This window comes from Acinetobacter brisouisimilis (assembly GCF_000368265.1).
Lineage (GTDB): Bacteria > Pseudomonadota > Gammaproteobacteria > Pseudomonadales > Moraxellaceae > Acinetobacter.
In genome coordinates, this window is record NZ_KB851212.1 from 55963 (window position 1) to 79559 (window position 23597).

Annotated in this window: 24 protein-coding genes and 1 pseudogene; 11 read left to right on the forward strand and 14 right to left on the reverse strand. The window is 41.3% G+C overall.

Annotated elements, in window-relative coordinates:
• Positions 1 to 60 precede the first annotated feature (60 nt).
• Positions 61 to 1416 carry a tRNA uridine-5-carboxymethylaminomethyl(34) synthesis GTPase MnmE gene (mnmE, locus tag F975_RS00270; protein ID WP_004749232.1) on the forward strand — a complete coding sequence of 452 codons (1356 nt, stop codon included), beginning with the start codon at positions 61 to 63 and terminating at the stop codon, positions 1414 to 1416.
• A gap of 43 nt (positions 1417 to 1459) precedes the next feature.
• Here the strand turns inward: mnmE and F975_RS00275 are convergent, their stop codons facing one another.
• Entirely contained in the window at positions 1460 to 1888 is a 429-nt protein-coding gene (locus tag F975_RS00275; protein ID WP_004749233.1) for a DoxX family protein, read from the reverse strand.
• A gap of 167 nt (positions 1889 to 2055) precedes the next feature.
• On the reverse strand, positions 2056 to 2322 hold the full coding sequence (locus F975_RS00280; RefSeq protein WP_004749234.1) for a metal/formaldehyde-sensitive transcriptional repressor: 267 nt from the start codon (positions 2320 to 2322) through the stop codon (positions 2056 to 2058).
• Positions 2323 to 2379: 57 nt separating this feature from the next.
• Here F975_RS00280 and dmeF point away from each other — a divergent pair.
• Both dmeF and F975_RS00290 read left to right on the forward strand, forming a co-directional pair.
• Positions 2380 to 3340: pseudogene (gene dmeF / locus F975_RS00285) on the forward strand (CDF family Co(II)/Ni(II) efflux transporter DmeF).
• Between the two features lie 89 nt (positions 3341 to 3429).
• Positions 3430 to 4128 carry a DsbC family protein gene (locus F975_RS00290; protein ID WP_034425372.1) on the forward strand — a complete coding sequence of 233 codons (699 nt, stop codon included), beginning with the start codon at positions 3430 to 3432 and terminating at the stop codon, positions 4126 to 4128.
• Positions 4129 to 4186: 58 nt separating this feature from the next.
• Here the strand turns inward: F975_RS00290 and F975_RS00295 are convergent, their stop codons facing one another.
• The 4 genes from F975_RS00295 to F975_RS00310 form a co-directional block, all read right to left on the reverse strand.
• Positions 4187 to 4438: a GlsB/YeaQ/YmgE family stress response membrane protein gene (locus tag F975_RS00295; protein ID WP_004749237.1), complete on the reverse strand. Its 252-nt coding sequence runs from the start codon at positions 4436 to 4438 to the stop codon at positions 4187 to 4189.
• A 145-nt stretch (positions 4439 to 4583) separates the two neighbouring features.
• On the reverse strand, positions 4584 to 5111 hold the full coding sequence (hpt, locus tag F975_RS00300; protein ID WP_004749238.1) for a hypoxanthine phosphoribosyltransferase: 528 nt from the start codon (positions 5109 to 5111) through the stop codon (positions 4584 to 4586).
• A 190-nt stretch (positions 5112 to 5301) separates the two neighbouring features.
• Complete coding sequence (gene guaD, locus F975_RS00305; RefSeq protein ID WP_004749239.1) at positions 5302 to 6615, reverse strand: guanine deaminase; 1314 nt, start codon at positions 6613 to 6615, stop codon at positions 5302 to 5304.
• 211 nt (positions 6616 to 6826) lie between these two features.
• Entirely contained in the window at positions 6827 to 7777 is a 951-nt protein-coding gene (locus tag F975_RS00310) for a TerC family protein (RefSeq protein ID WP_004749240.1), read from the reverse strand.
• Between the two features lie 344 nt (positions 7778 to 8121).
• On the opposite strand from F975_RS00310, the gene F975_RS00315 reads away from it, so the two are divergent.
• On the forward strand, positions 8122 to 8643 hold the full coding sequence (locus F975_RS00315; protein ID WP_004749241.1) for a DUF1543 domain-containing protein: 522 nt from the start codon (positions 8122 to 8124) through the stop codon (positions 8641 to 8643).
• 150 nt (positions 8644 to 8793) lie between these two features.
• On the opposite strand, the gene F975_RS00320 is transcribed toward F975_RS00315, so the two are convergent.
• The 3 genes from F975_RS00320 to F975_RS00330 form a co-directional block, all read right to left on the reverse strand.
• Positions 8794 to 9390, reverse strand: coding sequence for a phosphatase PAP2 family protein (locus F975_RS00320; protein ID WP_034425391.1), 597 nt, complete (start codon positions 9388 to 9390; stop codon positions 8794 to 8796).
• Positions 9391 to 9571: 181 nt separating this feature from the next.
• On the reverse strand, positions 9572 to 10939 hold the full coding sequence (mpl, locus tag F975_RS00325; protein WP_004749244.1) for a UDP-N-acetylmuramate:L-alanyl-gamma-D-glutamyl-meso-diaminopimelate ligase: 1368 nt from the start codon (positions 10937 to 10939) through the stop codon (positions 9572 to 9574).
• Positions 10940 to 11076: 137 nt separating this feature from the next.
• Positions 11077 to 11562 carry a phosphatase PAP2 family protein gene (locus tag F975_RS00330; protein WP_228127390.1) on the reverse strand — a complete coding sequence of 162 codons (486 nt, stop codon included), beginning with the start codon at positions 11560 to 11562 and terminating at the stop codon, positions 11077 to 11079.
• A 254-nt stretch (positions 11563 to 11816) separates the two neighbouring features.
• On the opposite strand from F975_RS00330, the gene F975_RS00335 reads away from it, so the two are divergent.
• The 4 genes from F975_RS00335 to F975_RS00355 all read left to right on the forward strand — a co-directional run bounded on the left by F975_RS00335 (position 11817) and on the right by F975_RS00355 (position 15785).
• A complete protein-coding gene (locus F975_RS00335) occupies positions 11817 to 12170 on the forward strand; it encodes a DMT family protein (RefSeq protein ID WP_370664284.1) in 354 nt (117 codons plus the stop codon).
• A gap of 138 nt (positions 12171 to 12308) precedes the next feature.
• Positions 12309 to 12824 (forward strand): 5-(carboxyamino)imidazole ribonucleotide mutase, encoded by a 516-nt coding sequence (gene purE, locus F975_RS00340; protein ID WP_004749248.1) that lies wholly within the window; start codon positions 12309 to 12311, stop codon positions 12822 to 12824.
• Positions 12825 to 12837: 13 nt separating this feature from the next.
• The gene (locus F975_RS00345) at positions 12838 to 13959 is read left to right on the forward strand and encodes a 5-(carboxyamino)imidazole ribonucleotide synthase (RefSeq protein WP_004749249.1); all 1122 of its coding nucleotides are present in this window, start codon (positions 12838 to 12840) and stop codon (positions 13957 to 13959) included.
• 512 nt (positions 13960 to 14471) lie between these two features.
• Entirely contained in the window at positions 14472 to 15785 is a 1314-nt protein-coding gene (locus F975_RS00355; protein WP_004749250.1) for a lytic murein transglycosylase, read from the forward strand.
• 59 nt (positions 15786 to 15844) lie between these two features.
• On the opposite strand, the gene F975_RS00360 is transcribed toward F975_RS00355, so the two are convergent.
• The 5 genes from F975_RS00360 to grpE all read right to left on the reverse strand — a co-directional run bounded on the left by F975_RS00360 (position 15845) and on the right by grpE (position 20564).
• Positions 15845 to 16219, reverse strand: a complete 375-nt coding sequence (locus F975_RS00360; protein ID WP_212749266.1) for a hypothetical protein — start codon at positions 16217 to 16219, stop codon at positions 15845 to 15847.
• A 66-nt stretch (positions 16220 to 16285) separates the two neighbouring features.
• On the reverse strand, positions 16286 to 17236 hold the full coding sequence (locus F975_RS00365; protein WP_004749253.1) for a M57 family metalloprotease: 951 nt from the start codon (positions 17234 to 17236) through the stop codon (positions 16286 to 16288).
• A 55-nt stretch (positions 17237 to 17291) separates the two neighbouring features.
• Positions 17292 to 17816: an FUSC family protein gene (locus F975_RS00370; protein ID WP_034425387.1), complete on the reverse strand. Its 525-nt coding sequence runs from the start codon at positions 17814 to 17816 to the stop codon at positions 17292 to 17294.
• Between the two features lie 144 nt (positions 17817 to 17960).
• The gene (gene dnaK, locus F975_RS00375; protein WP_004749255.1) at positions 17961 to 19910 is read right to left on the reverse strand and encodes a molecular chaperone DnaK; all 1950 of its coding nucleotides are present in this window, start codon (positions 19908 to 19910) and stop codon (positions 17961 to 17963) included.
• A gap of 120 nt (positions 19911 to 20030) precedes the next feature.
• On the reverse strand, positions 20031 to 20564 hold the full coding sequence (gene grpE, locus F975_RS00380; protein ID WP_004749256.1) for a nucleotide exchange factor GrpE: 534 nt from the start codon (positions 20562 to 20564) through the stop codon (positions 20031 to 20033).
• Positions 20565 to 21214: 650 nt separating this feature from the next.
• Between grpE and F975_RS00385 the strand changes: the two genes are divergently transcribed.
• The 3 genes from F975_RS00385 to F975_RS00395 all read left to right on the forward strand — a co-directional run bounded on the left by F975_RS00385 (position 21215) and on the right by F975_RS00395 (position 23299).
• Positions 21215 to 21451, forward strand: coding sequence for a hypothetical protein (locus F975_RS00385; RefSeq protein ID WP_004749257.1), 237 nt, complete (start codon positions 21215 to 21217; stop codon positions 21449 to 21451).
• Between the two features lie 130 nt (positions 21452 to 21581).
• Complete coding sequence (locus F975_RS00390) at positions 21582 to 22634, forward strand: alpha/beta hydrolase (RefSeq protein WP_004749259.1); 1053 nt, start codon at positions 21582 to 21584, stop codon at positions 22632 to 22634.
• A gap of 98 nt (positions 22635 to 22732) precedes the next feature.
• On the forward strand, positions 22733 to 23299 hold the full coding sequence (locus tag F975_RS00395; protein WP_004749260.1) for a peptidylprolyl isomerase A: 567 nt from the start codon (positions 22733 to 22735) through the stop codon (positions 23297 to 23299).
• Positions 23300 to 23597 lie beyond the last annotated feature (298 nt).

Consider the following 23597-nt stretch of genomic DNA (forward strand, 5'->3'; position numbering starts at 1 on the left):
AGATGATACGCTTAGGCGGATTTTTCTTTGACTGAATATTGATAAATTTAGGTGTGTGCTATGCAAAACCCAACCACCATTGCTGCAATCGCAACGCCGCCAGGTCGTGGTGGTGTCGGTGTCATTCGGCTGTCAGGTCCTAAAGCTTATGCCATTGCACAAGCGATTAGTCAAAAAGCCCTACCCCAAGCCCGTATGGCAGGTTTTCGCCAGTTTTACGATGCTCAGGGCGAAGTGATGGATGAGGGGCTGGTGCTGTGCTTCCCAAATCCAAACTCCTTTACTGGTGAAGATGTGGTGGAATTGCAAGGGCATGGCGGTCCAGTCATTCAAAATGCCCTGCTCGCACGCTTACTGGAGCTTGGAGCAACCGCAGCCAAAGCAGGTGAATTTTCCATGCGTGCCTTTGAAAATGGCAAGTTGGATTTGGTACAGGCGGAAGCGATTGCCGACTTGATTGATGCGACTTCCCAGGCGGCTGCACGTTCTGCGGTACGCTCATTGCAAGGTGCATTTTCCAATAAGGTCAACACGGTTTTGGAAAAACTGATTCACTTGCGTTTGCATGTTGAAGCTGCGATTGATTTTCCAGAAGAAGAAATTGATTTTCTGGCTGATGGCAAGATTTTGGGATTGCTAGAAGATGTACAACGCTCGGTACAATCTGTACAGCAATCGGCACGCCAGGGACAACTGTTACGTGAAGGCTTGCAGGTGGTGATTGCGGGTAAACCCAACGCTGGCAAGTCCAGTTTGCTGAATGCCTTGGCTGGGGTTGAACGCGCGATTGTAACGGACATTGCAGGCACAACCCGTGATGTCTTACATGAAAAACTCAGCCTCAATGGTCTGCCGATTACCCTGACAGATACCGCTGGTTTACGAGAAACGGGTGATATTGTGGAAAAAGAAGGGATTCGCCGTGCCATTAAAGAGATTGAACAAGCAGATTTGCTATTGCTGGTTTATGACTTGAGTCAAGGTGAAGAACCGTTGCAGCTTGCGCAGCACTATTTTGCAGAACATTTAGAGCCGCGTCGCCTGATGCTGATTGCCAATAAATGCGATCTGACAGAAACGGCGCCTGAAATTGGTGAATATCGGGGCTTTCGTCATATTACGGTGTCAGCGAAGCAGGAAATGGGGGTTCAGGCGCTCATAGATGCGATTACAGCGCATGCTGGCTTTCATCCTGAAGAAGATACCTTTATTGCACGAACACGCCATTTGGACGCAATGAAGCGCACACAGCAGTATCTGGCAGAGGCACGTGTACAGCTTGTCGATTTTCATGCAGGTGAACTGGTTGCCGAGTCCCTACGCCTTGCACAAAATGCCCTGAGTGAAATCACGGGTGAGTTTAGTGCGGATGATTTGCTCGGAAAAATCTTTGGGTCGTTTTGTATCGGAAAATAATCAAAAAAGCTGCCGATTTGGCAGTTTTTTTTTGCATTAATTTTTATTTTTTATCGACTGAAATTGCACCAGGACCCGCAACCGCCAATAATAAGAACCCACCCACAATACTCATGTTTTTAAAGAAATGAATTTTGGTGTTCAAGTCTTGCATCATATCGCCAGTGGTGTGCCAGTAAGCATGTCCAATCATGGCAGTTCCCAGTGTATACAGCGCTAAAAGCACAGCAATTGGGCGTGTATAGAAACCAATAAGAATCAATAACCCCAAAAAGGCTTCAGCCACAACCGCAATCATTGCAGATAGAGTTGGCAGTGGTGCATGAAGCATGTTCATGTATTGAACCGTACCTTCAAAGCCTGTTAATTTGCTGAAACCAAAAATCAGGAATAGCGTGATTAAGAAAACACGAGCAAGCAGCAGAACAAGCGATTTGGCTGAGCCAAAGTCCAGATAGCGTAGTGAGGCCATGATGCAACTCCAGTATTTTGTTTAAATATTGTGCGATCATATGCGGTGTAAAAAAATTAATAAATGTTAAAAAAAGTACATATTGTTTTAAAAATAGAACAATTGAAGTGTATTTAATATTCGCTATAAAAAAAACATGCATTTTTAGGATATTGAGATCGCAATCTCTAGCCGTAGCGTTTTAATAGTTTTAAAAATTCTTCTAGTTCAGTTTCATTCACTGCAGTCGCTTCAGCCAAAACATGGTGACGTAGATGCTCTTCAATCAGTTCATTCATCAAACCATTGATTGCGCCTTTAATGGCTGCAACCTGTTGTAACACTTCAATGCAGTTACTGTCCCCTGCTTCAAGATGCTGTTCCACACTGTGGATCTGTCCTTTCAGACGTTTGACGCGATTTAATATTTTCTTATCGTGGTGAAGATGGCTCATATCCGAACTCGAAAAAAAGAAATATACTATTGGGGAGTATATCTGAGTAATCCTGAAATGCAACGTATAGATTCAAATCGATCCCACCATCACCAGTTTGATGAAGGAAATCCATTGGCTCAGAAACGTATTCTATGGGCAACGATTCTAACTGGAATCATGATGGTTTTTGAAGTCGCTGGCGGATGGATTTTTAATTCGATGGCGCTTTTGGCTGATGGCTGGCATATGAGTTCACACATGCTGGCTTTGGGACTAGCGTATGTTGCCTATCGTGCTGCCCGACATTACTCTCGCGATCATCGCTTTAGTTTTGGGACATGGAAAATTGAAATTCTTTCGGGGTATAGCAGCGCGATTTTATTGATGGTAGTTGCTTTACTGATGGCATTCCAGTCAGTTGAGCGTCTACTCTCGCCTGTACAGATTCATTATAACGAAGCGATTTTAATCGCGGTGATTGGGCTGCTGGTCAATTTGCTTTGTGCCTGGTTACTGCATGACGATCCGAATCATCACCACCATCATGGTCATCATCATGAAGATGATCATGGGCATGAACATCATCATGATCTAAATCAGAAAGCAGCATTTATACATGTGGTAGCAGATGCGATCACTTCTATATTTGCGATTCTTGCACTACTTGCAGGCAAGTATTTTGGCTGGAATTTTTTAGATGCTTTATTGGGGATCGTCGGTTCGGTTTTAGTTGCAAAATGGTCTTGGGGATTGCTCAAAGAAACAGGCAGAACTTTACTTGATGCTGAAATGGATCACCCTGTCGTGACAGAAATTGTAGAAGTGATCGAGCAGTTAGGCGAGCATCTAGAGATTACCGATTTACATGTATGGAAAGTGGGTAAAGGTAAATTTTCTTGTATTTTAGCTTTGGAAACCGTGCAGAATGTCAGTGCAGATGAAATTCGTGAGGCTTTATCGGTCCATGAAGAAATCGTACATATTTCAGTGGAAATTAATCCCAAGCTGTAATTATGTTCCACGTGAAACCTGCTGACAAATTTACAACGCTTTGTTGTGGAAGCAAGCATACGCAAGAAAAGCTGATCCGTTAAAATCAGCTTTTCTTGAGGGTGTGTATTTAGAATGAAAAAATTGAGTCTTTTACTGTTGGCTTGGTGTTGTTCGAGTCTTGCTGTGGCTGATGTTGCCAGTTTAAATAGCCAACTCAAACGCCAATATCCCAATCTGAATTTTCAGAATATCGCAGCGACTGAAGTGCATGGTATTTATAGCGCTACCCTGGATAAACAAATTGTATATTTAGATGAAGCCGGACAGCATGTCATGCTTGGTAGCATGATTCGTCTCAAAGACCAGAAAAATCTGACTCAGAATTTAGTCATACAAAACAACCGTGTGGACTGGCGTAGCCTTCCCTTACAAGATGCGTTAAAACAGGTTAAAGGCAACGGGCAGCATCAACTGGCGATTTTTGTTGATCCGAATTGCCCTTATTGCAAAAAACTGGAAAAAGAACTCGATAAACTCAATAATGTGACGATCTATCGTTTCTTGTATCCGATTCGCCCACAATCGATTGTTTCATCAAAACAAGTCTGGTGTAGTCCAAACCGTAACTACGCCTGGGATAATTTGATGGGGCGTGGGTTAATGCCAACAGCAAGTTCGACTTGTGCCAACCCGATTCAGCGTAATTTACAGCTGGGTCAAAAGCTCAAAATTGAAGGTACGCCAGGGCTTATTTTTGCCAACGGTTATCGCGCGCTAGGCTATACGTCCGCCGAGCAGATTCAGGCATTTTGGCAGCAAAATGGCTTATAACTCATACATAATAAAATAGCATAGCGCTCACGGGCGCTATGTTATTTCAGTTTTTGCTTTAGGTATTTTTACGGATAAAGTTATAAATAATTAAAATGACAATCGCACCAATCACCGAAGCAATAAACCCTGCCGATGAGTGTGCGCCATAAAACCCAAGCATGCGTCCACCATAGGTGGCGATGACTGAACCTGCGATGCCTAACAAGGTGGTGACAATAAAGCCTGCTTGGTCATTGCCAGGATATAAAGCACGTGCAATCAAACCTGCAATAAAACCAATAATAATCACAACAATCAGATGCCACATGCTGTTGCTCCTTCATTTTGTTATGTGAATACATTAAAAATAGTGTGCAAGATCAATATGACAGGAAATAGCAGATTATTGCGAATTCTCGTTATATTTTGTTATAAAAAAAGTGGTGTCCTGCACCACTTTTTGATTTTCAAGCTTACAGACCAATTTCACCAATAAATGGCAAGTGGCGATATTTTTGATCATAGTCCAAGCCATAACCAACAATAAATTTATCTTCTACTTCAAAACCCAAAAACTTCACATCGAGCTCAATTTCACGGCGTGAAGGTTTGCTGACCAAGGTACAGAGTTGAATCGAGTTCGGGTTGCGAGTTTGTAACATTTCCATTATTTTGCTTAAGGTGTTGCCTGAGTCAATAATATCTTCAACTACAAGTACATCTTTACCGCGAATTTCACCATCAAGATCTTTGAGAATTTTCACATCGCGTGATGAGACTGTTCCGCCACCGTAGCTAGAAACCGTCATAAAGTCGAGCTCATGTGCTTTGGAAATTTGACGGCACAAATCTGCCATAAAAATGACTGAACCACGTAGTAGTCCAATCAATACCAGTTCTTTATCACTATGGGCATAGTGAGCATTGATCTGTTCACCTAGCTCTTTGACTTTGGCTTGAATAGCCTCTTCAGAAATCATTACGCTCAATTGCACAGTCATGGGCAGCTACCTAAAAACATCAGTATGTAAAAAGAAAAAAGGTGTTGACCTGCAACACCTCGAATTCATGAGTTAATACTAAAATTTTAAAACAATTTCATGTTTCCTGCATCTGTTCTTGCCCAATAAAATGTAAGGATCTGATTTTTGTATTTGATTTTATTTAAAAAATCGACCTAAAAAACCAGTTTTATTTGCTAAATTTACGCTGTCCGTACACGTAAGTTGCATGGATACTGCGGTCATCTCCCATGGTAAAGAGTGCAAATAAACTGTCTTCAATCGATTTGGCACGAGACTGGCGCAGACTTTGTAATGCTGTGGCATTTAAGTCCAGCACCACAAAGTCAGCCTCTTTACTGACGTTAAAATTTCCGAGTTTATCCTGTAAATCCAGCGCTTTTGCTCCACCCAGTGTGGCGTGATATAGCGATTCAAACGCTGAGAGTTTGTTACCTTGTAGCTGCTGAACTTTGTAGGCTTCATTCAGTGTTTGTAGCTGACTGAAGGATGTGCCTGCACCGATGTCTGTACCTAGTCCGACTTTGACCTGTTTTTCCCATGTTTTATTTAGTGGGAATAAACCGCTGCCTAAGAACAGGTTTGAGGTTGGGCAAAATGCAATCGTAGAGTCTGTATCATGCATGCAGTTCCATTCTTCATCTTCCAGATGCACACAATGCGCAAACACCGAACGCTGACCTGTCAACCCATAATGATGATAAACATCCAGATATCCCTGACGCTCAGGGAATAGCGATTTGACCCATGCGATTTCATCCTTGTTTTCACTCAAATGCGTATGGACATAGACATCAGGGAATTCCTGTTTTAACTGCCCTGCTTTTTCCAGTTGTTCAGGTGTTGAAGTCGGTGCAAAGCGTGGGGTAATCGCATATAGCACACGCCCCTGCCCGTGCCATTTCTCGATTAAGGCTTTGGACTGGTGATAACTGCTGTCTGCTGTATCACACAAACCCTCAGGGGCATGGCGATCCATCATGACCTTGCCTGCAATCAGGCGCATATTAAAATTGGCAGCTGCCTCAAACAAGGCATCGACGGATTCAGGATGCACAGTACAGAAAACCAGTGCCGTGGTAGTACCGTTTTTAAGTAATTCCTGAATAAAGAAATGCGCAATATGCTCGGCATAATTACGATCTTTAAACTGTAGTTCGCTTGGGAATGTATAGGTATTGAGCCAGCTCAAAAGCTGTTCGCCGTATGCACCTACCATTTCGGTTTGTGGATAGTGAATGTGAGTGTCAATAAAACCTGGCACAATTAATTGTTCAGGGTAATGTTGAATTTCGACCTGTTTCGGTAAGTGTGCTTGGGCATCTTGCCACGTGCCAAACCATTTGATTTTTCCATGCTCGCTGATCAGCACGCCATCTTCTAGATAACGAACTTGTTCAGCAATTTCAGAAGGATGTTGAACCAGTTGTTGGATATCTAAGAAACGACCACGAATGACACTGATAGGAGAACAATTTGACATGGAAAACCTGCTTTTTACTTTTTTCGAGTGATTGTAACGCATTTGTACAATAACTTGAAAACCTGATTATGTGCCATAAAAAATGGGTAGTTTTGCTACCCATAAAATTTGGCTTTAAAATTTTTGATTGAAGCAAAAATTGTTCCATTTCAAACAGACTTATGGGTGAATAGAATGAAATCCACCTAATTACTCGATTGAAATGAACACTTTATTTTAATTTTTTCTCATGGTGGAGTGACAGTAATGCGGTTATTGCGAGCACTAAAATGATAAAATCCAGTGAAATCCAGATCGGTAAGTGTATGACATCTAGCATTAGCATTTTGCCCCCAATAAATAACAGGATAATCCCCAAGCCGTAGGGCAAATAATGCATTTTCTCTGCCGCACCTGCCAGCAGGAAAAACATGGCGCGTAAACCCAGAATTGCCATCAGGTTAGCACTCAGTACAATAAACGGATCGCTTGTGACAGCGAAAATTGCAGGAATGGAATCGACTGCAAAAATCACATCGGAAAATTCAACCAAAATCAGCACTACAAATAATGGCGTGATCCAGCATTTCCCTTGCTCATAAACGACAAAGTGGTTGTCACGTAGGGTTGAGGTAATTGGGACATGCTTGCGTAGCCACTTGAGTAAGCGCATGTCTTCAATGTTAGCGTCGTCATCTTGCCCTTTGAGGAATTTAAAGCCTGTATAAACCAAGAATGCACCGAAGATATACAGAACCCATGCAAACTCTTGCACTAGCCATGCACCAATAAAAATAAATACAGTACGCAATACAATCGCACCCAGTACGCCGTAGAGCAGGACTTTACGTTGCAGTGCAGGTGGAATGGAAAATGCTGAAAAAATCATCAGCCAGACAAAGACATTGTCAATTGCGAGCGATTTTTCCAGTAAGTAACCTGAAAGGTATTCAAGGGTTTTTTGATTGGCAATCGCTACAGAAGTGGTCTGTTCTAAGTACAGCCATAATCCGCCTGCAAATAGCATGGCCACCGACACCCATGCGATACTCCAGTAGGCTGCCTGCCTGAGAGGAACATGGTCAGATTTGTTGTTTTTAAAGCCGATAAAATCGATCATCAGCATGATGGCTACAATGCCAAAAAATGCCAGATAGAGTCCGAGACTACCAATAGATTGCATGAGTTATTCTCCTCATCATCTGGCAATCGTCTCGTTTTCTTACATAAAAAAACCTTGACCTGCTGCCAGATGAAAAAACATCTGTGTCAACATGATCAAGGTCTTGCCTACACCATACAGGGTATAGTGCTCAGATACCGACTTTTTGCAAAGTGTATTGACGATACCTGACACGTAACATTTTGCTATGATGCAAGTGCTACGTTTGGAGGAGGCTACTCCCCTTGTCAAACTTAATTTTGCATTAGGGATAGAGTATTATTCATCCCAATGTTTGAGTAGCATGCCATAGTTCTTCTCGATGTGCAATTTGTACGCAGCATTGAAATGTAAGGGGTGAAATCATGACGGAACCACAATTATTTATCGTGTTGCTGGGTGGGAAGCATGCGCAGGCACGTGTCGAGGTCCATGATATTATCCCTGTGATTTATCCCCAACTTGAAAAAAGTTATCCACAGTTGAAGCAGCGCTGGTTTGGTGTACCTCAGGGTTTGCATATTGATGCATGGATGTGTGTTCATGGAGTGCAGTATCAAGGGGTGAATTATCGGGTTGAAATCGTCCCTTACTCTAAGCCGATGCGTAGCCAGTTAAAACTTTATCTGATCAATCTCGGCGCGTATCTGACTGGTGAATTTGGTGAATTTCATCGCTATGTTGTGGTCGCGGGGATGAGCCCTGCCGATGCCCGACAGCAAGGTAAATTACATATTGAACAGCACTGGCATAAAGCCCATACCGATGCCGTGATTGATATTGATGAGTGTCTGGCTTTAGATTTAATCGATGGCTATGCCGTCCATCTGGTACAGGGTAATTTCAAAGAGAATCATTTTGAAAATACCTATATTGTTTTAGATTGAAATCTTTCAATAAATTGTCATATGACTGAAACGATTTTGTCATTTTGATATTTTAGATTAAAAAGAAAAAATCCAGAAAAAAGCAAGGCGCTGATTGGGAGAGTCAGTGCCTTGCTTTTTTATTTTTAGAATGCTTAATGAAGTATCAGATTATTTTACCCAGCCTCGAGTGAGCAATGGTTTGCAGACAATTTGGTAGAGTTGGGTAATGAACTGTAGGATGCGTTCTCCAAAAATTTTCCATAGCCAAATTCCGAAAATATTGACTATAAGTGCGATACAAAAGGCACCGAGCATGTCCATTGGAAAGTGTACACCTAAATACACCCGTGACCACGCTACTAAAGCGGCCAGTACTAACAACAAACTGCCCGCAAACTTTCGCCCAGAAAACCAGTAGGATAATGCAATGGTGCTAAAAATCAGCATGTGATCACTTGGAAAAGACGCATCTGGCGCATGCTGAATAAAGGTGTGACCAACATGTATCATGAATGGTCTTGGATGGAAGTAAATCTGGGAAATAATAAAACCAGTGCCGAGTGCAATTGCCGTAAAAAATACCGCTTTAAAAGCGCGCTCTTTGAGTGCTTTATCACCTAAAAACCATAAAAGCAGTAAAAATAAAATCAGTAAATAAAACGTATCGTTGGCAATAAAAATCGCCAGATCAATCATGCTATTGCTGGCATGTTGTGGTGCATTGATTTTCGCGAACCACGCTAAATTGAGCGCTTCTAGAGACATGCTCATATATCAGGCCTCGAATTAAATTGCGCTATGATAAAGATGTGACCTTAAGAGAAAGAAATAGAAAAGTTACAGTTTTGTAATTTTTAATTATTATGGGTTGTATATAGATTTGATGGCTAATAATGAGTCAAAAGCAGCATCTTAAGATACTGCTTTTGATTAAAAATATTGTGGGTTACTTGGCTTTTAACGCAGCAATCAGTTTTTGGTGTAAACCACCAAAACCGCCATTTGACATAATCACCACCGCATCGCCCTCACCTGCTTGCTGACAAATCGTGGTAATGATTTGCTCTAGAGAACGCGCAACGACAGCATGGTTTGATGCAGCATCCACTACAGGCTGCAAATCCCAGTCCAAACCTTCGGGCTGATACCAAATCACTGCATCGGCTAAGCGTGCCGACTGAGCCAGTTGATCTTTATGACTGCCCATACGCATGGTGTTAGAACGTGGCTCAATAATTGCCCAGAGTTTACGTTTGCCCAAGCGTTTGCGTGCGCCGTCTAGTGTGGTTTCAATCGCTGTTGGATGATGGGCAAAGTCATCATAAACTTCGATACCATGCACCGTGTCGAGTAATTCCATACGCCGCTTAACTCCACCAAAACATGACAATGCTGCACAGGCTTGTTCAATCGAAACACCAACATGTTCCGCTGCAGCAATGGTCGCCAGTGCATTGGCAACACTATGCTGCCCTGTCATGTTCCACTGCACTTCAGCTTTCAGTTCGCCGTGTTGCAGCACTTTAAAATGACTACCATCGGCTGAAACCAGTTCGGCAGAAAGTTCCACTTGCTCATTGGCTGCAAGGCTGGTACGTACTACAGGTGTCCAACATCCCATTTCCAGTACAGTATCAATATTGGTTTCGGTAATGGGTGCAATAATGCGCCCTTCACTTGGAATGGTACGAACCAAGTGATGGAACTGCTTTTGAATCGCGGCCAAATCATCAAAAATATCGGCATGGTCAAATTCAAGGTTATTTAAAATCGCTGTTTTTGGGTGGTAATGTACGAACTTGGAACGTTTGTCGAAAAATGCCGAATCGTATTCATCGGCTTCGACACAGAAGTATTTGCCACCGCCCAAACGCGCACTTTGACTAAAACCGAGTGGTACACCACCAATCAGAAATCCTGGATTTAAACCTGCCTGATCCAGTACCCATGCCAGCATGGTCGTGGTGGTGGTTTTACCGTGTGTTCCTGCAACACCGAGGACATGTTTGCCTTGCAACACATGATCTGCCAAGAACTGTGGACCTGAAATATACGGTAAACCCGCATTGAGCATGTATTCAACGGCATCAATGCCGCGTTTCATGGCATTACCCACGATCACCAAGTCAGGATGTGGCTGTAAATGGCTACGATCATAGCCTTGCATTAAGGTAATGCCTGCATTTTCCAGTTGAGTTGACATGGGCGGGTAAACATTTTGGTCTGACCCTGTAACGGTATGCCCAAGATCACGAGCTAACAGTGCCAATGACCCCATAAAAGTGCCGCAAATACCCAAAATATGCAGATGCATAACTCGCCTACTCCACTGTTTCCGATATGCTGAATCGTGTGTTTATTTGAAATTATTGGCAACCATAGCAAGGCTGTATTTGAAAAGATAGTCAAAAAACGTGAGAACTTGTACGGGTTTGCCAAGAGGATTGGACTTTAGCCAATCCAGCGTGGATATTTTTTGAGAGCTTGATAGGCTACAAAATTTAAGCCCAGTGCGATCAGCAATGCACCCAAAATATCAAAGGGAAAATGCACACCCAGATAAATTCGTGACCAGCCCACCGCGAATGCTGCCAGCAACAAGCCACAGCCAATCCAGAATTTGGATGAAAAACAGTAAGCAAACGCAATCGTACTCATCACCAGCATATGGCTACTTGGAAATGAGTTGTTATTGGAATGTCGAATATAATTTTCGCTTAAGCCGAGAGTAAATGGACGTGGAAAATCAAAAGTATGATCAAAGATATAATTTAAAATAGAGGCACAAAGTGTCAGTACCAATGCTTTAATAAAGAGTACAGGATAACTTTTTCTGAGTGCCATACTAAACAGCAAAATGACCGCCAAAATTGTGGTGAGATAATGCGAGAAAAATAAGGCAGCGCTTAAAGCAAATTCAGAATGACGTCCTGTCATATAAATCATTTTAAATAAATCATAATTAAGCTGTGTCAGATTCAACATTTTTCGGCAATGACCCAATAAATTTTCTGTGTGCATTTTAAGGGATTTATCAGGATGATGCTTTAAACAAAAATCCTATAAAGATCTTTCTCAGATAACATGCTGATTTTAATATTTTTAAATGTATTGCAGGTATCTTAATGCGCTGAGAAATCATGACATGATTTTCGTAAAACTATAATATAAATCAGAATCGTTTATTTGGAATTGACATTTTGATCACGCCCTTACCGTTTATTTTGCTGATTATTTCCAACTGTTTTATGACGTTGGCGTGGTATGGGCATTTGAAATTTTTACATGCTGCTCCGCTTTGGAAAGCCATCTTATTTGGTTGGTGTATTGCCTTCCTCGAATATAGTTTCATGATTCCTGCCACGCGCTTATTTGCCCAGCAAGGCTTTAGCATGGGTGAAATGAAAATTACCCAAGAGGTCGTGACTTTACTGGTGTTTGTGCCCTTCATGCTATTTTTATTTAAACAACCTTTCAAACTGGATTATCTATGGGCTGGATGTTGCCTGCTCGGCTGTGTGTATTTTGTGTTTCGTAGCCAATAATCTGGAAATTCATCATGAAGCGATGAGTATTTTTGGAGAGGATGAAAAAAACCGCTATACTAGAGTGCCCTAATATTTATGCAATGCACTTCTTGGCTTTGCTAAGCGCATTGATCTACTTACGCTTTGGAAATATCAATGAATACGGTCGCAGCTCCAGACGCTCAACCTTTAGTCGGAATTATTATGGGTTCTCAATCTGATTGGGCAACCTTAGAACACACTGCCAATATGCTCAAACAGCTTGGCGTCCCTTTTGAAGCTGAAGTGGTTTCTGCACACCGTACTCCAGACCGTTTGTTTGAATATGCCGAAACTGCGCGTGAACGTGGTATTCAAGTGATTATTGCAGGTGCTGGCGGCGCAGCGCATTTACCTGGTATGTGTGCGGCTAAAACTGATTTACCTGTTTTAGGTGTTCCGGTCAAATCATCGATTTTAAATGGTGTCGACTCTCTCCTTTCGATTGTACAAATGCCTGCAGGTATTGCAGTAGGTACTTTGGCGATTGGTCCTGCGGGTGCAACCAATGCTGCGATTATGGCAGCACAAATTTTAGGTTTGACACGTGCCGACATCGCTAAAAATGTCGCAGATTTCCGTGAAGCACAAACTGCTAAAGTTGCCAACAACAACATTCCAGGTCAGGTATAAACGAGATTTGATCATGAACAAAACCATCGGAATTTTTGGTGGTGGTCAACTGGGTCGTATGATGGCCCAAGCTGCGTTACCACTAAATATCCAATGTACTTTCTTTGAAGCCAGTACCGATTGCCCATCTGCGATGTTGGGTCAGGTGATTTCAAGTCAGGCAGAAAACGGTTTGCAGCAATTTATTGACAGTGCAGATGTTTTTAGCCTGGAATTTGAAAATACACCGTTAGCTGATGTTGATGTGTTGACGCAAAGCAAGCAATTGCACCCACCGCGTCAGGCGTTGGCAATTGCACAAAACCGCTTGCTTGAAAAAGCCTTGTTTGATCAGTTGGATATTCCAGTTGCACCCTATCGTGCTGTGGATAGTCTTGAGAGCCTAAAACAGGCAGTGACTGATTTAGGTTTGCCAATTGTCCTGAAAACTGCGACAGGCGGTTATGATGGCAAAGGTCAGTTTGTCCTGCGCTCTGAAGATCAGATCGATACCGCATGGGTAGAACTCGGCCCCGCAAAAAGCTTGATCGCTGAAAGCTTTGTGAAATTCTCACGTGAAGTTTCGATTATTGCGGTACGTGGACAAAACGGCGAAGTCAAAACCTGGGCATTGGCAGAAAACCATCATCACAACGGCATCTTGTCACACTCGATTGTACCTGCGCCAAATAGTGCAGATTTGCAACCTGTGGCACAGGACTACATTACCCGTTTGCTCAATCATTTGAATTATGTCGGTGTGTTGACGCTTGAACTGTTCGTGACAGAACAAGGTCTATATGCCAATGAAATGGCGCCACGTGTGCATAATTCAGGGCACTGGTCAATTGAAGGTTCAGTCTGTTCACAGTTTGAAAACCACATTCGTGCAGTTGCAGGCTTACCACTCGGTTCAACTGATGTTGTACGTCCAACTGTGATGATTAATATCATCGGTCAGCATCCAAAAACTGAAGATGTGCTGGCGTTAGATGGTGCGCATCTGCATTTGTATAACAAAACTGAACGCCAAGGTCGTAAGCTTGGGCACATTACGTTAATGCCAGTCGATGCTGCACAATTAACGACTTTATGTCGTCAATTGGCGAAAATTTTGCCTGAGCCACTGGCATTGACTCAAGATATGAACATCTAAAGCTAGATTGTTGTTAAAAAAAGCGTTTGCCTCGGCAAGCGCTTTTTTTTTGGCAATTTCTCAGGCAAGATAGCCGCCGTTTTAAATTCAAAACTATTGCGATTGTGGATAAAATTACACACTGAGAAATTAAATTTGAATTTAAAGTTTTGAATTTAAATTCAAATTTAAAAAAATAAATTCAAAAAATCATAATTGCTATAGTCCAATATGCAAAACAATCAAATTTTAAAATACAATTAATTTTATTTTTTAAAAACAGTTGCTTAAATTGTTGTTGTGGATAAGTTAAAAGATATCCACATTCTTGTTTTATAGATTTTATCCCCATTTCGCCACTGGAAAATGAATTTATTTGTTTTGAATTTAAAAATTTGAATTTAAATTCAAAATAAAGAAATGCTGTGAAATTGCGAGTATTTGTACATTTGAATTTAAATTGAATCGTCATTTTTTTGGGATAATGATATGTTAGGGTGATCATTTGAATTCAAAATGGCGAGCAAGATCATATGCGACGTTTTCCTTTTCTTGTCGGTAGTCTTTTTCTAGCAACAACTCATACTCAGGCAGAATTAATCATTAATGGTGTGAGTGATACAGACAAGAGCCATAACACAACAATCATCAGTAGTTCTCCGCAATTTTCTCCACCCGATGCTTTTGGGCAAGATCAATTTCAGCAATGCTTAGCAAACTTGCGTTCTCAAGCTCAAGCATCTGGCGTGAATGCTGAAACTTATAGTCAGTACACTCAGCACTTAACACCTGATCGCTCCGTGTTAGAAAAACTCAACTACCAACCAGAATTTTCAACTCCGATTTGGGATTATTTGTCTGGATTGGTTGATGATGAGCGTGTACAAAAAGGACAGCAAAAAATTGCCCAGTATCGCGAAGTTTTAAACCGCGCTTCACAAGTTTATGGTGTGCCTGTCGAAACGATTGTGGCGGTATGGGGTGTGGAAAGTAATTATGGAGATATTTCAGGGAAATATCCGCTCTTACAGGCATTAGGAACTTTAAGCTGCGAAGGGCGCCGTCAAAGTTATTTTCGGGGTGAGTTTTTTGCTGCCATGCGTATCTTGCAACATGGTGATTTAACGCTAGACCAGCTAAAAGGCTCGTGGGCAGGGGCGTTTGGACATACTCAGTTTATGCCTGTAACTTATGAGCGCTTAGCCGTTGATTTTGATGGAGATGGTCGCCGTGATTTAGTGTCGAGTGTGCCTGATGCTTTGGCATCTACAGCCAATTTCTTGAAAAAAGCCGGCTGGCAAACAGGTTTGCCGTGGGGTTTTGAAGTCAAATTACCAGCAGGCATGTCGATTGCAGGTGAAAGTCGACGCAATAAAAAACCACTCAGTTACTGGCTTTCGCGGGGGATAGTACGTGCTGATGGTTCTGCTTTAATTCAGGGAAATTTGAGTGATACAACGTCTGCTGGTTTAATGGCACCTACAGGCGCAAATGGTCCAGTATTTTTAGTGTTTAAAAATTTTGATGCGATTTATGGTTATAACGCTTCGGAAAGTTATGCCTTGGCAATTGCGCATTTATCGGATCGCTTACAAGGGCAGGGCGAATTTAAAACTGCTTGGCCAACCGATGATGCAGGCACATCACGCGCAGAGCGTCGTGAAATTCAGCAGATGCTTTTAAACAAGGGCTATGACATTGGTAGCCCAGATGGCTTGATTGGGGATAAAACCCGTCAGGCAATTCAACAGGAACAGCAGCGTTTGGGCTTACCAACCACAGGGCGGGCAGGGCAAAAAATTCTGCAAGCACTGCGCCAACAACAAGCTGTTAAAATGATGCAATAATTCAAGCAAATACATATTTAAAAAGGTCTGAATCCTCAGACCTTTTTAAAGAAATATCCTTAAAAACTCTCACGATCAATTTTGACTGCATCGAGAACATCAAAAATCACTTTAGTCACATCTTGACTCAGTTCACGATCATTAAAAATTTCGTGGGCGGTAATCGTGACGTCAGTGTCGCTTGGTAATTCTTTTTGTTCTTCTTCAATCAGGTATTCAATCGGCATTTTGGTCTGTTTAATTTCAAGATGCAAAATATCGTCAAATGGAATATTTTCGTCCTCAAATTCGACCATTTGTTTATTGAAATAAGGGAGTAGTAGCCCATGCAGATGAGGGGTAAGCTCTTCAATATTAAAGATTTCAATATCACGTGTTTCTTCAATTGTGCTGATGTGATCATTCACTTCGACAATAATATGATAATAACTCACGCTGATCTCCATCGAATTTAAGGTATCTTGCATAACCATAGCATGAAATTCGCTCGCATCATGGAGTTATGGGTTGAATTTATCTAAAAACTTTTTCCAAGAGGAATTTTGTTGTAATAACAGGCGGTCATCTATAGTCAGTTGGAAATTATGCATATTCTGATCTTTTAATATGGGGTACATCAAGGCATGCGAATTGACTTCGGTATGGGCTAAACCTAAGGCATGCCCCAGCTCGTGTGCAATCACCAGACGTAAATCATCCTGATTTTCAAATTCATAAATATTAATACTGCGCCCGTTAAAAAGCCCTTTATCAAAGGCACGTGCTGCATAGTGCTGATTATAAGTCTGGATGGACTGATTAATCTGTTGAGTGGTTTGATTGTAGTTTTGCACTTGGGCATTCGACTGTTGCGCCAGTTGGTTATATTGTGCCATTGCTTGATTCAGTTCAGATTTGAGTTGTTCAAGATGTTGTTTCTGCTGGTCAAATTGTTGTTTTAGCTCAAGGTTTGCACCACCATGAGTATTGATCATTTCCACCATCGAATTGTACTGGCTGAGTTCATGTTGAAAGACATCTTGCTTGAGCTGAATGGCTTGCTGTGCACGTAAAATTTCAGCTTTATGACCATCAATTTGTTGCTGCTGCTGCTGTTGCTGGTTTTGGGTGTGCTCAATCTGTTGTAGCTCAGTGAGGCGCTGTGTGGTATTGACCTGACGTTGATCATAAATAAAGTTAATTTGCAGGCGGGCATGCGGGTCGTAAACTAACCAGTCTTTTCCCGTACCTTGTTGCCAGATATGGGCTGCTTGCTCGGCAAGTTGTTGTAATTCACTGTGAGATAATTCAAAGCGTGGATCGACGTCGCCAATCCGATAATGTAGGCGTGTATCAAAAGGGTGAAAAAGCTGGGTTGAAATCGGGTTTAACCTGACTTGTGGATATTGCATGTGTTGATAGAGCAAGAGTGCAACCCACAAAGCGATCAGTAATAAACTCTTTGTTTTCATTATATATTTCCCCTGCCTGTTTTATTTTTTGTTGCAATCAATCGATCGCTTACCCTCAGTCCTGGCTTTTATAAAATAGCCATTTTTGTTCAATCTGGCGGCTAATGAAATCAACCAGATAAGCAATTAAACATCCAATAATACAAAAGAAAATCCGTGATAATGCACCTTCAATCGTGTGATGTGCCACATCATAAATCGTCACGATTAAAAAACTCGACAAGGCAATCCCGCAATATTCACTGTGATTGAGCATAATGCAGAGCAGGGTGGTCACAAAAATACCCAAAATCAGAAACCAGTACTCGAGATTAATATAATACAAATGAGCTGACACATGAGTCATGAATACCCAGATCACAATTCCAATCACTGAGCCGATGACATTGCCAATAATCTGGTTAAAGTTCACTTTACTTTGTCGGCTAAACTGTAAAGTCGAAAAGGCAGTCAGTGATGCCCAAACAAAAAAATTGCTGGTTTTATCTTTGTCAAAAATGATGGAGAGTAGGGTAATAATGACAGCGCAGCTCAAAATCTTGCTGATATACATCACTTTTTCAGACTGGAGCAGCAGCATTATTTTCATGTCAAGTAGATCGGACATTGGGGTGCTGAGCATTATAAACAGACGATGTTATAAAATCTGTACCTGTTTGAGTACATATAATGCTGATATAAAAAAACCGCGCTTGCGCGCGGTTTTTTTAGTTAAAGTGACAAATTATTTTTTGTCATCTTTTACTTCAGTGAATTCAGCATCAACAACGCCATCATCAGCTTTTTGTTGTTGCGCACCTGCATTACCACCTTGGAATGCATTTGGATCAAAACCTTGCGCACCACCTTCAGCACCTTGTGCTTGTTCATAAGCACGTTGTGTGATTGGCATCAAGATGTTCTGAAGCGCTTCAGTTTTTGCTTTGATCACTTCAACGTCATTTTCTTTGGTTGCTGCTTCAAGCTCAGAAACCGCTGTAGTCACTGCTGTTTTTTCATCTTCAGTGACTTTGTCACCCAAATCTTTCACAGCTTTGTTTGAGCTTGCAACCAAAGCATCTGCTTCGTTACGTGCTTTCGCTAGCTCTTCAAATTTACGGTCTTCTTCAGCATTTGCTTCAGCATCTTTGATCATTGCTTCGATTTCAGCATCAGACAAACCAGAGTTGGCTTTAATCTGGATTGATTGCTCTTTACCAGTGCTCTTGTCTTTTGCAGAAACTTTCAAGATACCGTCAGCGTTAATGTCAAACGATACTTCAATTTGTGGCACACCGCGTGGCGCAGGAGGGATATCACCCAACTGGAAGTTACCTAGCAATTTGTTTTGCTGTGCAATTTTACGCTCACCTTGGTAAACCGAAATATCTACTGCAGGCTGGTTGTCCGCAGCTGTAGAGAACACTTGAGATTTCTTCGCAGGAATCGTGGTGTTTTTCTCAATGATCGGAGTTAATACGCCGCCCATTGTTTCGATACCAAGTGTCAACGGAGTCACGTCAAGAAGCAATACGTCAGTTTTGTCACCAGACAATACCGCACCTTGAATCGCCGCACCGATAGCAACTGCTTCATCAGGGTTTACATCTTTACGTGGTTCTTTACCAAAGAATTCCTGAACTTTCTGTTGAACCATTGGCATACGTGATTGACCACCCACCAAGATCACGTCAGAGATGTCAGAAGTTGAAAGACCAGCATCTTTAAGCGCAATACGGCAAGGTTCAATGGTACGAGCAACCAAGTCAGCCACTAAGCCTTCAAGTTTTGCACGAGTAACGTTGATCACTAAGTGTTTAGGACCAGTTGCATCTGCTGTGATGTATGGCAGGTTGATTTCAGTTGCGTTAGAAGAAGAAAGCTCGATTTTTGCTTTTTCAGCTGCTTCTTTCAAACGTTGTAACGCAAGTGGATCATTTTTCAAGTTCACACTTTGTTCTTTCTTGAACTCTTCAACCAAGAATTCAATTAATGTGTTATCAAAGTCTTCACCACCGAGGAAGGTATCACCATTAGTTGACAATACTTCGATTTGTTGGTCGCCATCAAGGTCTGCAATTTCAATGATCGATACGTCAAAAGTACCACCACCTAAGTCGTAAACTGCAACTTTACGGTCGCCTTCTTTTTTGTCCATACCGAACGCAAGTGCAGCAGCCGTTGGTTCGTTGATGATACGTTTAACGTCTAAACCTGCAATTTTACCTGCATCTTTAGTTGCTTGACGTTGAGCATCGTTAAAGTAAGCAGGAACAGTGATGACTGCTTCAGTTACTGTTTCACCCAAGTAATCTTCTGCAGTTTTCTTCATCTTTTTCAAGATTTCAGCAGAGATCTGTTGTGGTGCTAATTTTTTATCGTTGACATCAACCCAAGCATCGCCATTGTCTGCTTTGATGATTTTATACGGTACAAGACCAATGTCTTTTTGTACCGCTTGATCTTCATAACGACGACCAATTAAACGCTTAATCGCGAATAATGTGTTTTTCGGGTTAGTCACTGCTTGACGTTTTGCAGATTGACCAACCAAGATTTCGCCATCTTTGTACGCAATAATCGATGGGGTAGTGCGCGCACCTTCAGCGTTTTCAATAACTTTTACTTTGTCGCCTTCAAGTACTGCAACACATGAGTTGGTTGTACCCAAGTCAATACCAATGATTTTAGCCATTTATGTGTTCCTCAAAAATTTTTTTGCAATTGTTTATGCTTGTTATTCGATATGAGAGTGAATCCATTTTTTTCAAGCAATTTTTGTGAAAAAAATTGGAAAACCCTCCAAATTGTAGGCTTATTGACCAACTGTGACCATTGCAGGGCGCAATAGACGACCAGAAAGGGTATAGCCTTTTTGCAACACGTTACCAATTTCGCCCGCTTTGGCATTAGGGTCGATTCCTACCGCCTGATGCAAATCGGCATTGAATCCGCTAGCGGTATCAACAGCAACAACTTCAAATTTCTCAAGTGCGTGGGTGAGTGATTTTAACGTCAGTTTAACCCCTTCAAGGATCGGACTTTCTTCATCACCTGCCGCCTGAATTGCGCGTTCTAGGTTATCGACAGAATCAAGCAAGTTTTTTGCAAATTTTTCAACAGCAAATTTTTTCGCTGCATCTGCTTCACGTTCAACCCGTTCCTTGACTTTTTCTGCTTCATATACGGCATTGGCAGCACGCGCTTTTTCAAGTTTTAAACTTTCTTCAAGTTTTGCAATCTGAGCTGTTAAATCTTCAACGGTCACTTCTGCATTTGGTTGTGCTTCAGCTTGCTCAAGTTGTTCTTGCTCTAGGTCTTGAGTTTGGTCATTGTGCTCATTCGCCATTGATGATCTCCGCTTAAAAAGGTGTTTAAACATGTACAGTCCTTCGGCATCAGTGGTGCAACTGCATAAATTCTGAACTGCCATGGTTTGGGTTTTCTTTTGTTGTTACAGAAATATGGGCTGTACAGGAAAATTCAAGCACTCAGCTTGATTTAAAGCTTTTAATTTTACAGATTGAAGAAAATGACAGGTTTTTATTCTATCTATCTATTCATTATGGTGTTGTCGATGGCGCTGATCTTGTCAGCATCAGAAGCAGGCAAGTTACATCATAAAAATAGAATGTCATGGCGATCTTTTAGATCAATATGAAACCGGTCATTATGTGAAAATTTTTCTCAAAAACTGTTAAAACTATGTTGTGTTTTGATAAAAGCATATTTGAAAAAAATTAAGATTGAAACTGAAATCTGTCGTGCCGAATTCTGTTAAATATGAATGCAGTGATCTTATACGTTGGAAGCGCCAATACTCGGTTACAATGTAGCGAAGTCGCGGCTGAATAACATAAGCGACCAATAACGATAAAGGTTATTAAAAAAACATAGCATTTAAAGCGTATTTTCCATTTTTAAACTTCGCCATCATGCAACAGCTCGTTTACGAGTTTTTCTTTTGAAGTTTTTTAATTTTTAAATACGAGAGTGACGATGAAAAAATTAGCAATATTCTCATTAACCGCCGCAGGGTTTGCATTTTCAGCTGTGGGCTGTGCTTCGCATGAAGTAAAACCAGATGCACCAACAACGACAGAAACATCTCCAATGAATGCTTCAGCCGATAATCAAACACAGAGCGTGGCTGCTTCAGATTCGGCAAGTACTGATGCCAGTATGCAGCAAACATTAACTCCAGCGACCAATACACCTGCAACCAACATACAATAATTCAGTCGTGCCATAAACAGCGGCACTTGATGAAAAAACAGAAGATATGGATTGTGGCAGTATGCTGTGATCCATATCTTTTATGTTATAAAGATAATGATCTAAATAAAAAGAATTGGGTCGAGTGACTATGTTGCATCATCTTTGGAAAAAAAGAACAGTGTTGCTCGCCCGCAGCCTGAGTTATACGCCAAAACAATTACAACGCCGCTTGGTCGATTGGCTGAGCTATCCTTACAGTTATTCGGAACTGGATCCCGTTTTACAATGCCTTATGGCATATCAATATCAACAAGGTTATCGGGGATTACTTACACCTGACCTTATACAATCGCGTCAGAACTTTCAGCGCAGTATGGCAGAACTTATATATAAGCCGACGACATTACCCTTTGTGCAAAACTTACAATTACAATTGCACTCAGGTTCACTCACAGCCCGACATTATCATCCAATGCCAAATAAACCCTGCCCGATGATTGTATTTTATCATGGAGGTGGCTTTATGCTGGGAGATCTGGATACACATGATGAAGCCTGCCGCCTGCTTGCCAAACATAGCCATTGTCAAATCTTAAGTATTGATTACCCTTTGGTACCGGACGTATCCGCACAGCACTTGATCACAGTATGTGAAGCTGCATGGTGTTGGGTCTGGCAGAACCAACATCAATTTAATGTGATGAAAAATGTGATTGCCATTGCAGGTGATAGCGCTGGGGGTAATATCAGCACTGTTATTTCTCAGCGGCTAGCTCGACAAAAAATAGCGCCTGTCGCCCAGCTCCTGATTTACCCTGCGGTTGATTTTAAAAGTCGTTATCCTTCTTTCTTTAAATATAAAGAAGGTTTGCTCCTAACCGAATCTGATATTGACAGCGTTACTGAGCACTATGTACTCCAAAACCATTTGGCTTTAGATGACCCGCTGGTTTCTCCAATTTATGGTGAGTTTAAGCAGTTGGCACCTGCTTTTATTGTCACGGCAGGACATGATGTTTTACATGATGAAGGGGAACATTATGCACAGCTTTTGCAGCATGCTGGTGTAAAAGTAAAATATAAAAATTATCAGCATCAAGCACACGGCTTTATAAACTTGACATCGGTTTCTGCTCAGGCTAAAAAAGACCTTGTAGAGATAGCTCAATCATTTTATAAGTTTTTAAAAGCTGTCATCTAAGTTTCACGTGGAACACCTATAAAAGAGATATAAAAGCAAAATAAACAGAACTCAATTAAACTCATGCAACTTTATATAATGAATTAAAGGTTGATGACATGAAAAAAATCACATTAGGTTTAGGATTACTTCTCACAGGGCAAATGGCTCTTGCAAATACATTTGTAGAAATGAAAACCAATGCAGGCAATATTGAAATAGAGCTTTTTGACCAGCAAGCACCGATTTCAACCCAAAACTTTAAAAACTACGTTAAAACGAACTTTTATTCAGGCACATTATTTCATCGAGTGATTCCAGGATTCATGATTCAAGGTGGTGGTCTTAACCTACGCATGGCTGAGAAGTCAGGAAAACCCCCAATCAAAAATGAATCTTACAATGGTCTGAAAAATCTCCGTGGTACTTTGGCAATGGCACGTACCAATGATCCAGACTCAGCAACAAGCCAGTTTTTTATTAACACTGCAAATAATAAAGCATTAGACCGAAGTGCTTTTGATGCAGGTTATGCGGTTTTTGGAAAGGTGACAAAAGGTATGGATGTGGTTGATCGTATTTCTAAAGTACCAACTACAAATTATGGTATGCACCAAAATGTACCTGTTAAGCCGATTATTATTCAAAGTGTGCAGATAGTGAGCAAAACCGTGCAAAATAAATAAAAATAAAAATATATGTATATCAATAACTTAATTTTATTTGCTGTGTAAAATAAATACACTCGATGCGGCATGCATGAAAATGCACTTGCGTGCTGCAAAAAATGTCCTATAATGCACTCATCCCAACGCAATTGACGAAATAGATCTTCGCTTTAGGGTGAAAGATTTTGAGGTTGTGTTGTCTTTTTATTGACGAAATAAAAAGAAGATCATTAAGAGAATTGGAAGAACAACTTGTGTGGATTTTTACTGGTTGATCAGTCGAATATATATTTCATTGATTGAATTGGTAGAAATT

Coding starts and splice junctions, on each gene's coding strand:
- F975_RS00275 (WP_004749233.1), bottom strand. CDS start 1,888: ATGGCCTCACTACGCTATCTGGACTTTGGCTCAGCCAAATCGCTTGTT.
- guaD (WP_004749239.1), bottom strand. CDS start 6,615: ATGTCAAATTGTTCTCCTATCAGTGTCATTCGTGGTCGTTTCTTAGAT.
- F975_RS00280 (WP_004749234.1), bottom strand. CDS start 2,322: ATGAGCCATCTTCACCACGATAAGAAAATATTAAATCGCGTCAAACGT.
- F975_RS00320 (WP_034425391.1), bottom strand. CDS start 9,390: ATGTCTCTAGAAGCGCTCAATTTAGCGTGGTTCGCGAAAATCAATGCA.
- grpE (WP_004749256.1), bottom strand. CDS start 20,564: ATGGCGAATGAGCACAATGACCAAACTCAAGACCTAGAGCAAGAACAA.
- mnmE (WP_004749232.1), top strand. CDS start 61: ATGCAAAACCCAACCACCATTGCTGCAATCGCAACGCCGCCAGGTCGT.
- F975_RS00395 (WP_004749260.1), top strand. CDS start 22,733: ATGAAAAAAATCACATTAGGTTTAGGATTACTTCTCACAGGGCAAATG.
- F975_RS00355 (WP_004749250.1), top strand. CDS start 14,472: ATGCGACGTTTTCCTTTTCTTGTCGGTAGTCTTTTTCTAGCAACAACT.
- dnaK (WP_004749255.1), bottom strand. CDS start 19,910: ATGGCTAAAATCATTGGTATTGACTTGGGTACAACCAACTCATGTGTT.
- hpt (WP_004749238.1), bottom strand. CDS start 5,111: ATGACTGTGCAATTGAGCGTAATGATTTCTGAAGAGGCTATTCAAGCC.
- F975_RS00365 (WP_004749253.1), bottom strand. CDS start 17,236: ATGAAAACAAAGAGTTTATTACTGATCGCTTTGTGGGTTGCACTCTTG.
- F975_RS00370 (WP_034425387.1), bottom strand. CDS start 17,816: ATGCTGCTGCTCCAGTCTGAAAAAGTGATGTATATCAGCAAGATTTTG.
- F975_RS00315 (WP_004749241.1), top strand. CDS start 8,122: ATGACGGAACCACAATTATTTATCGTGTTGCTGGGTGGGAAGCATGCG.
- F975_RS00290 (WP_034425372.1), top strand. CDS start 3,430: ATGAAAAAATTGAGTCTTTTACTGTTGGCTTGGTGTTGTTCGAGTCTT.
- F975_RS00390 (WP_004749259.1), top strand. CDS start 21,582: ATGTTGCATCATCTTTGGAAAAAAAGAACAGTGTTGCTCGCCCGCAGC.
- F975_RS00295 (WP_004749237.1), bottom strand. CDS start 4,438: ATGTGGCATCTGATTGTTGTGATTATTATTGGTTTTATTGCAGGTTTG.
- mpl (WP_004749244.1), bottom strand. CDS start 10,939: ATGCATCTGCATATTTTGGGTATTTGCGGCACTTTTATGGGGTCATTG.
- F975_RS00330 (WP_228127390.1), bottom strand. CDS start 11,562: ATGACAGGACGTCATTCTGAATTTGCTTTAAGCGCTGCCTTATTTTTC.
- purE (WP_004749248.1), top strand. CDS start 12,309: ATGAATACGGTCGCAGCTCCAGACGCTCAACCTTTAGTCGGAATTATT.
- F975_RS00310 (WP_004749240.1), bottom strand. CDS start 7,777: ATGCAATCTATTGGTAGTCTCGGACTCTATCTGGCATTTTTTGGCATT.
- F975_RS00385 (WP_004749257.1), top strand. CDS start 21,215: ATGAAAAAATTAGCAATATTCTCATTAACCGCCGCAGGGTTTGCATTT.
- F975_RS00345 (WP_004749249.1), top strand. CDS start 12,838: ATGAACAAAACCATCGGAATTTTTGGTGGTGGTCAACTGGGTCGTATG.